The 8522-nt window shown below is 77.2% G+C and carries 6 protein-coding genes; 3 read left to right on the top strand and 3 right to left on the bottom strand.

Annotated elements, in window-relative coordinates:
* Positions 1-292 precede the first annotated feature (292 nt).
* The 3 genes from AE652_RS28365 to AE652_RS28375 all read left to right on the top strand — a co-directional run bounded on the left by AE652_RS28365 (position 293) and on the right by AE652_RS28375 (position 3878).
* Positions 293-1507 carry an ROK family transcriptional regulator gene (locus AE652_RS28365; protein WP_049656563.1) on the top strand — a complete coding sequence of 405 codons (1215 nt, stop codon included), beginning with the start codon at positions 293-295 and terminating at the stop codon, positions 1505-1507.
* 91 nt (positions 1508-1598) lie between these two features.
* Complete coding sequence (locus tag AE652_RS28370) at positions 1599-2600, top strand: hydroxyacid dehydrogenase (RefSeq protein ID WP_049656566.1); 1002 nt, start codon at positions 1599-1601, stop codon at positions 2598-2600.
* Between the two features lie 3 nt (positions 2601-2603).
* Positions 2604-3878, top strand: coding sequence for a sulfatase (locus AE652_RS28375; protein WP_049656568.1), 1275 nt, complete (start codon positions 2604-2606; stop codon positions 3876-3878).
* Positions 3879-3925: 47 nt separating this feature from the next.
* On the opposite strand, the gene AE652_RS28380 is transcribed toward AE652_RS28375, so the two are convergent.
* From AE652_RS28380 to AE652_RS28390, 3 genes are all read right to left on the bottom strand, one after another.
* Positions 3926-5929: a hypothetical protein gene (locus AE652_RS28380; protein ID WP_063780295.1), complete on the bottom strand. Its 2004-nt coding sequence runs from the start codon at positions 5927-5929 to the stop codon at positions 3926-3928.
* Between the two features lie 17 nt (positions 5930-5946).
* Positions 5947-7764 carry an ABC transporter ATP-binding protein gene (locus tag AE652_RS28385; protein ID WP_234348570.1) on the bottom strand — a complete coding sequence of 606 codons (1818 nt, stop codon included), beginning with the start codon at positions 7762-7764 and terminating at the stop codon, positions 5947-5949.
* The coding region (locus AE652_RS28390) for an ABC transporter permease (RefSeq protein ID WP_049656571.1) at positions 7761-8522 on the bottom strand (762 nt) is incomplete at its 5' end. The genes AE652_RS28385 and AE652_RS28390, both read right to left, overlap by 4 nt.

Genomic DNA, 8522 nt, shown 5'->3' on the forward strand with positions numbered 1-8522 from the left:
GGTGGACGGACTCGCCCTCGGCGCAGCGCAGTTCGAGCCCGTCCCAGCCGTGCTCGGCGGCGAGCCGGGCGGCCCCGGCCAGCGGGAGCCCGGGGAGGCCGAGCGTGGAGAAAGCGAGCGGCACGGCGGCTCCGTCGTTCGTCGGGCGCCCCGGGCAGGGCAGGGCGGGCAGGGCAGGGCGGGCACGGCGACCCGCGCGGGCGAGGAGGGCGGAGCGGGCCGGGCCAAGGATATATTCAAGCTGAGACAAAGTCCTGACCGTCCGGGCCCGGCCCGGTCCGAGGAGCGCGCGATGCCCCCGAGCCGTACCCCCGCCACCGCCACGACGCAGACCGTCGCCCAGGTGAACCAGACCGTCCTGCTGGAGGTGCTGCGGCGGCACGGCACGCTGTCCCGGCAGCGGCTGGCCGCCGAGAGCGGACTGAGCACCGCGACCGTGCACCGGCTGGTGGAGGTGCTGCGGGCCGAGGGGCTGGTGGAGGTGGAGACGGAGCGGGCGCCGTCCAGCGGCGGCCGGCCGCCGCAGCTGATCCGGTACAACGCCCGCGCGCAGACCGTGCTGGCGATCGCGGTGCGCCCGCGCCGGATCGTCGGCGTGGTGGCCGCGCTGGACGGCACGGTGCTGCACGAGGCCGAGCACCACTGGGCGTTCCCCGGCCCGGACCGGCCGCGGGAGATCGCCGCCGACGAGCTGACCGGCCCGCTGCTCGCGCTGGTGGACGGCCTGCGGGACTGGGCCGGGCGGCACGCGGGCGCCCCCCGCGCCCTCGTCGTGGGCGTGCCCGGGGTGGTCCGGGACCGCACCGGGCTGGTCGAGTTCGCGCCCGCGCTGGACTGGCCCGGGCTGCGGCTGGGGGTGCTGCTCCAGGAGCGCTACGGCGTCCCGGTGGCGGTCGAGAGCAACGTCAACCTGGTCGCGCTGGCCGTGCGGGAGTCGCCCGCCGCGGCCGGGGTGGGCGACCTGGCGGCCGTCGTGGTGGGCATCGAGGTCGGCGCCGGGATCGTGCTGGACGGCCGGCTGCACCGCGGCCGGCTGGGCGCGGCCGGGGCGCTGGGCCACCTGATGGCCGGGCACGCGGCGCTGGACCGGCCGCTCGGGCGGACCGGCGACACCCAGGCGAGGATCGGCGACCACGCGGTGGACCGGCGGATCACCGAGGCCGGTCTGACGGTGTCCGGCACCCCGGCCGAGCGGGTGGCGGGGCTGTTCCGGCTGGGGCGCGAGGGCGACCCGGCTGCGGTGCGGCTGATCGGCGAGCTCACCGACGACCTGGCGCTGCTGGTGGCCAACCTGAGCACGGTGCTGGCGCCGGAGCTGATCGCCCTCGGCGGGCGGCTGTTCTGGGAGAGCGGGGGCGAGCTGCCGGCCGCGATCGAGAGCCGGCTGCAGGGGCGGGTGCCGGTCCTGCCGCGCCTGGTGGTCGTGCACAGCACCACCACCGAGCTGGTCGGCGCGGCCGCGGCGGCGGTCCGGCTCGCGGACGGGGCGACGTTCATCACCCGGTGAGGTCCGGGGCCCGGCCGGCTCTACGGGCTCCCCCGACTATTTCTCACTGTGATAGAAACTCCTTGTGCGTCAGCGACCCGAGGAGAACCGGATGCCCACCGCCGCCTTCGCGATGGACCCGGAGCGCTTCCCCGACGTGTACGGCCCGCGGGCCCGCGCCCGGGTCGCCGCCCGGGCCGAGGTGCTGGCCGACCCGGCCTCGCCCGACGGGGTGTGGAGCGCCGAGCGGCTGGCCACCGCCGCACCGGAGGCGCTGCGGGCCGTCGAGGTGCTGTTCACCGGCTGGGACGGGCCCGTCCTGGACGCCGCCACCCTGGCCCGGCTCCCCCGCCTGCGGCTGGTGCTCTACGCGGCCGGCTCGGTGCGCCGGATCGCCGGCGAGGCGTTCTGGGCGGCGGGCGTCCCGATCGTCACCGCCGCCCACGCCAACGCCGTCCCGGTCGCGGAGTTCGCCGTGGCGCAGATCGTCTACGCCCTCAAGGGCGGCTGGCGCCACGTCCTCGACGCCCGGGCCGCCCGCGCCGCCGTCCCGGCCGCCCGCACCCCGGGCGGGTACGGCTCCACGGTCGGCGTCCTGTCGCTCGGCGCGGCCGGGCGCCTGGTCTGCGACATGCTGCGCGGCTACGACGTCGAGGTCCTCGCGCACGACCCGTACGCCCCGGTGCCGCCCGGGGTGCGCGCCGTCGGCCTGGACGAACTCTTCGCCGCCGCCGACGTGGTGAGCGTGCACACCCCGCTGCTCCCCGCGACCCGAGGCCTCGTCGACCGGCGGCTGCTGACCTCGATGAAGCCCGGCGCCACGCTCGTCAACACCGCGCGCGGAGCCGTCCTGGACGAGCCCGCGCTGCTGGCCGTCCTCGCCGAACGCCCGGACCTCTTCGCCGTGCTGGACGTCACCGACCCCGAGCCGCCGCTGCCCGGCTCACCGCTGTTCACCCTGCCCAACGTGGTCGTCACCCCGCACCTGGCGGGCAGCCGGGGGCTGGAGCGCCGCCGCCTCGGCGACCTGGTCGTCGGCGAGTTCGAGCGCTGGCTGGACGGGGCCCCGCTGCGCCGGGCGCTCGACCCGCACACCTACGAACGGATGGCCTGACCCGTGCCGGATCCACAGAGCCCCGACGTCGTCCTGATCCTGACGGACCAGCAGACCGCCGACGCGATGGGCGCCGCCGGGAACCCGTACCTGCGCACCCCCGCGATGGACGCGCTGGCCGCCGCCGGCACCCGCTACCCCAACGCCTACTGCGCCCAGCCGCTCTGCACCCCCTCCCGGGCCAGCCTGATGACCGGCCGCCTGCCCAGCACCGTCGGCGTCACCGGCAACACCGGCGGCCCCGAGGACCCGCTGCTCGGGCGCCTGTTCACCGAGGCCGGGTACGACTGCGGCTACGGCGGCAAGTGGCACCTGCCGGAGCTGGACCTGCCCGCCGACCGGGGCTTCCGCCGGATCCACCCGGCGGGCGGGGACGACGCCGGACTCGCCCGCGCCGCCGCCGGGTTCGTCCGCGCGCCGCGCGAGCGGCCGTTCCTGCTGGTCGCCTCCTTCCTGGAGCCGCACGGCATCTGCGAGTGGGCCCGCGGCCAGGACCCGCGCACCGGCCCGCTCCCGCCCGCACCGCCCGTCCCCGAACTCCCGCCGCTGCCCGCCAACTTCCCGGTCGGGCCGTACGATCCGGCGCTGCCCCGGCTGGCCCGGCTGGCCCAGCCGCACACCCACCCGACGGAGCACTGGCGGGAGGACGACTGGCGCCGCTACCGGCACGCCTACTACGCCCTGGTGGAGCGGGTGGACCGGCACATCGGCCTGCTGCTGGCCGCGCTGGCGGAGCGCGGCGGCGACCGGGAGACCGTGGTGGTGTTCAGCTCCGACCACGGCGACGGCGCGGGCGCCCACCGCTGGAACCAGAAGTGGGCCCTGTACGAGGAGTGCGTGCGGGTGCCCCTGGTGGTCACCGGCCCCGGGGTGGCCGCCGGCGCGGTCGACGAGCGGCTGGTCGCGGCCGGGCTGGACCTCATCCCGACGCTCTGCGACCTGGCCGGGATCGAGGGGCCGGACGGGCTGCCCGGCCGCAGCGTCCGCGCGCCGCGGCCGCACGACAGCGTGGTGGTCGAGACCCGCTGGGAGATCCCCGGCTTCGACAACGCCCTGGGCCGGATGGTCCGCGCCGGGCACCACAAGTACGTCTGCTACGCCTGGGGCGACCACCGGGAGCAGCTCTTCGACCTCGCCGCCGACCCCGGCGAGCTGGTCAACCTCGCGGTCGACGCCCGGCACGCGGCGCTGCTCGACCGCTTCCGGGGCCTGCTGGCCGGGCACTGCGCCGAGGTCGCCGACCCGTTCGCGCGCTTCGTGCCGCACGCCGCGCGCTGACGCGAAAGGGGCCGGCCCACCCGGGCCGGCCCCTTCCCTCGCGGTCGTTACGGCCGGACGGCGATCAGCTCGCGCCCGCGCAGCGTGTAGAGCACGCCGTGCTCGTCCGCGGCCAGCCGGGCGCCGCTGTACCACTCGGCGTCCAGCCCGACCAGCACGGTGGCGGCCAGGGTCTCGCGGTCCAGCCGGAACAGGCTGCGCTCGCTGACCCCGTACAGGGCCCCGCCGAGCGCCAGCAGCCGCGGGTTGGCGCCGGACACCGCCCCCAGGTCGGCCCGCCGCCCGATCACCGGCACGAACCCGGCCCGCCGCGAGCCGCACAGGTCGACGGTGAACGCCCGGCCGTTCACGGTCAGGCCGTACAGGGTGTTCCCGAGCACGGCGAGGCTGCTGACGCCCGCGCCGAGGTCGGTCGCGGTGCGCCACAGCTCGCGGCCGGCCACCGGGTCCCAGGCGGCCAGGTCGCCGCGCGGGCCGGTGGGCCGGGCGTTGTCGCCGCCGAGGAAGGCCTGGCCGTGCCCGGCGGCGACGGCGCGCACCAGCTGTTCGGGGCCGAGCGGGTCGGTGTGCACGGTGGGCCGGCCGCTGCCCGGGCGGTAGGTGACGAAGGAGCCGCCGCCGGTGGTGTCGGCCTGGACGCCGAGCAGCAGCAGGCCGCTGTCCGGGTCCCGGCGGATCACCTGCGGCCGGTTCTGCTCCTGCGGCAGCGCGGCCTCCTTGACGGGTGCCGGGTCGCTTCCCGGCCGGTAGCGCCAGATGCCCTGCGAGGAGTAGACGCCCAGGTAGAGGGTGCCGTCGTCGAGGACCACGATGTCCTTGGCCTCGCCCGGCACCGGGAGCTTGCGGACGGTCCCGGCGGCCAGGTCGTGCAGGGCGAGCGAGCCGTTGCCGCCGACGTAGACCCGCCCGGCGCGGGCCGCGACCGACATGCCGAGCTGGGCGGCGGCGGGGGCGCCCGCCTCGACCAGGTCCCGGGTGGCGACGGCCCCGGTGCCGAGGTCGAGGGTCCAGACGGTGCCGCCCTCGGTGACGCCCGCCAGGGTGTCGCCGAGCCGGCCGAGGCCCCAGGAGTTGCCGTCCGGCACCGGCACGGCGAGCTGGTCGAGCGCGCCGGTGGCGAGGTCGTGGCGCCACAGCACGCCGTGCTCGGTGGAGGTGAACCAGAGGGAGTCCCCCCGGCGCTGGAAGTTGGTGACGCTCTTGGTGCCGGGGACGGCGAAGGAGCGCAGCACCCGGTGGTCGGCCGGGTCGAGCAGCGCCACGTGGGCGGGCGCGCCCTCGGTGGAGACCGCCAGCAGGTCGTCGCCGAGGACGGTGATCCGGCGGATGATCGTGTCGCCGCGCAGGTCGGGCGGGGTGATGTCGGTGACGGCGCCGGTGGCCCGCTCGACGGCGTACAGGCCGGCCCGGGTCGCCCCGCCGCCGCCCGCGAGGTTGCTGCCGACGCCGAGGTAGGCGTGGGTCGCGGTGGCCGCGACGGCGCGGCCCTGGGTGGCGTTCGGCGCCGGGGAGGCGACCTCGGTGACGGCGCCGGTGGCCGGGCTCCAGGCGTACAGGCCGGGACCGGCGGCCCGGCCCTTCTGCCGTCCGGTCGCGTAGACCGTCCCGTCGGGCGCGACGGCCACGTCCCGCACGTCGGCGCCGGGGACGCTGCCGAGCGCGGTGAGGGTGCCGTCGTAGCGGTAGAGGTTGGCCGCGCCCGGGGCGTCGGTGACGCCGAGGTGGAGCACGCCGCCGTGGGCGGCCGAGCCCTGGACGAAGTTGCCGGTGGGCAGGTCGACGGTGGCGGTGACCCGGCCGGTCGGCAGGTGGTAGCCGATCACCCGGGCGGGGGCGAGGTTGCGCGAGCCGATCCACAGGGTGTCGTCGATCAGTGTGGCGCTCATCAGGGGGAAGTCGCTGTTCCCGGGGCCGAGTCCGGTCACCTCCGGTCCCTCGGCCCCGAGTACGGCGGGGGCCGCCGCGGCGGCGGGCGGGCCGAGCACCGAGAGCGCGGCCACCGCGCCGGTGCCGAGCAGGAGTTGGCGGCGGGAGGGGTTCACGGCAGGCATGGGGCTCCAGGGTCCGGTCATGGGCGGGGCGGTTCGGGAGCGCCGGCGGCCGCCAGCAGCTCCCGGGTGTACGGGTGCGCGGGGGCGGCGAACAGCTCGGCGGCGGGCGCCTGTTCGACCACCCGGCCGTGCCGCAGCACCAGCACCTCGTCGCAGAGGTGCCGGACCAGCGCGAGGTCGTGCGAGATGAACACCAGCCCCACGCCGTGCTGTTCGCGCAGGTCGGCGAAGAGGTTGAGGATCTGCGCCTGGACCGAGACGTCCAGCGCGGAGGTCGGCTCGTCGGCGACCAGCACCTGCGGGCCGACGGCCAGCGCCCGCGCGATCGCGACCCGCTGGCGCTGGCCGCCGGAGAGCCGGTGCGGCCGGGCGTCGAGCACCGCCTCCGGCAGGCCGACCAGCTCGCACAGCCCGCGCGGGTCGCGGTCCCGCAGCCCGTGGGTCGTCAGCGGTTCGGCCAGCGCCTCGCGCACCGTCATCCGGGGGCTGAGCGAGGCGTACGGGTCCTGGAAGACCAGCTGCACCCGGCGCCGCAGTTCGCGTTCCTCCGCGCGGTCGGCCCCGGCCCAGGAGCGGCCGTCCACCCGGACCGTCCCGGCCTGCGGGCGCACCAGCCCGAGCAGCGCGCGGGCCAGGGTGGACTTCCCGGAGCCGGACTCGCCGATCACCCCGACCGCCCGGCCGGGCGCGGCGCCCAGGCTGACGCCGTCCAGCGCCGGGGGCCGGCGGCGGCCGTAGCGCACGGTCAGGCCCTCGGCGACCAGGACGGGCTCGGCGGCCCGCTCCACCCGTCGCGCCTCGACGATCTGACGTTCCGTCACCACGGCTTGTGCCACGGGGTGGTGGCAGGCGAAGCCGGAGTCGCCGGTGTCGGTCCAACCCGGCGCCGAGGTCGTGCAGCGGTCGGCGGCGGCCGCGCAGCGCGGTGCGAAGGCGCAGCCGGTCAGCACCTCCCCCGCTGCCGGCGGGCGTCCGCCGATGACGGTGAGCGGCGCGCCGGGCGGGCCGTCCAGCCGGGGCACGCCGGCCAGCAGCCCGGCGGTGTACCGGTGCCGGGGTGCGGCCAACAGGCCTGCGGTGGTTGCCCGTTCGACGATCCGTCCGGCGTACATCACCTGGACGGTGTCGCAGCTGCGGGCCACCACGCCGAGGTCGTGGGTGATCAGCAGGACGGCCGTGCCGGTCTCGTCGCGCAGCCGGACCAGCAGGTCGAGGATCTCCACCCGGGTGCTCGGGTCGAGCGCCGTGGTCGGCTCGTCGGCGATCAGCAGTTCGGGCCGGTTGGCCATCGCCATGGCGATCAGCACGCGCTGGCGCATGCCGCCGGAGAACTCGTGCGGCCGGTCGCGGTAGCGGCGCGCGGGCTCGGCGATGCCGACCAGGTCGAGGAGTTCGAGCGCCCGGGCCCGGGCTTCGCGGCGGCTCGCGCCGTGCACCAGGGCGGCCTCGGCGAGCTGGCGGCCGACCGGCATCCGGGGGTTGAGGTGGGCCAGCGGGTCCTGGAAGACCATGCCGATCCGCCGGCCGCGCACCGCGCGCACGGCGGGCTCGGGCAGGGCCAGCAGGTCGGTGCCGTCGAAGCGGACGGTGCCGCCGGTGGTGCGGCAGCCCGGCGGCAGCATCCGGTTGACGGCCAGCGCGGTGAGCGTCTTGCCGGAGCCGGACTCGCCGACCAGGCCGAGGATCTCGCCCGGCCGCACGGTGAGGTCCACCCCGCGCACCGCCTCGCCGCCGCCCGCCGTGACGCGCAGGCCGCGCACCTCCAGCAGCGGCGGGCCCGGCACGGCAACGGCGGTCTCGGCCCGGGCCGTTGTGAGGGCATCGGTCGTGGTCACCGCAGTCTCTCCCGGTTGAACGAGTCGGCGAGCAGGGTCAGGCCGAACACCAGCAGGCCGAGCAGGACGACCGGCGCCAGGGCGTAACCCGGGTGGAGGAAGAGGTACTTGGAGCCGGTGTTGATCATCGTGCCGAGCGAGGGGGCGGGCGGCTGGATGCCGAGGCCCAGCACGCTCAGGCCGCCCTCGGTCTTGACGGCGTGCGCCATCGCGACGGCCAGCAGCGCGGTGGTGGCGTCGACGACGTTCGGCAGCACGTGGCGGCGCAGGATCCGGCCACGCGGCACACCGAGCACCCGGGCCGCCACCACGTGGTCGCGGGCCAACTGGGCGAGCAGGGCCGCCCGCGCCTGACGTCCGAAGGAGGGCAGCGCGCTGAGCACGATGGTGGCCACCACGGTGCCCAGCCCCGGACGCACCAGCAGGGCGAGCGCGAGGCCGAGCAGGACGCCGTGCAGGCCGAGCAGCAGGTCGAACAGCCGTTGGACGGCCTCGCCCAGCAGCCGGTTCAGGCCGCCGAGCAGGCCCAGCGCGGTGCCGAGCACGGCGGCCGCGGGGACGGCCAGCAGGCAGACCAGCAGTTCGGTGCGGATCCCGGCCAGCGCCCGGGCGAGCAGGTCGCGGCCGACCTCGTCGGTGCCCAGCAGGTGGGCCGCCGACGGCCCGGCCAGGGCGTCCGGGCCCTGCCGGTAGGGGTCGGCGGCGAGCAGCGGGCCGAGCAGCCCCAGCAGCACCACCAGGAGGACGAGGAGCGCGCC

The sequence above is a fragment of the Kitasatospora sp. MY 5-36 genome, assembly GCF_001182915.1.
Taxonomy (GTDB): Bacteria; Actinomycetota; Actinomycetes; order Streptomycetales; family Streptomycetaceae; genus Kitasatospora.

Bases quoted from the DNA above. Each gene is read 5' to 3' on its own strand.
- AE652_RS28380 (WP_063780295.1), bottom strand. From the start codon at position 5,929: ATGCCTGCCGTGAACCCCTCCCGCCGCCAACTCCTGCTCGGCACCGGC.
- AE652_RS28365 (WP_049656563.1), top strand. From the start codon at position 293: ATGCCCCCGAGCCGTACCCCCGCCACCGCCACGACGCAGACCGTCGCC.
- AE652_RS28370 (WP_049656566.1), top strand. From the start codon at position 1,599: ATGCCCACCGCCGCCTTCGCGATGGACCCGGAGCGCTTCCCCGACGTG.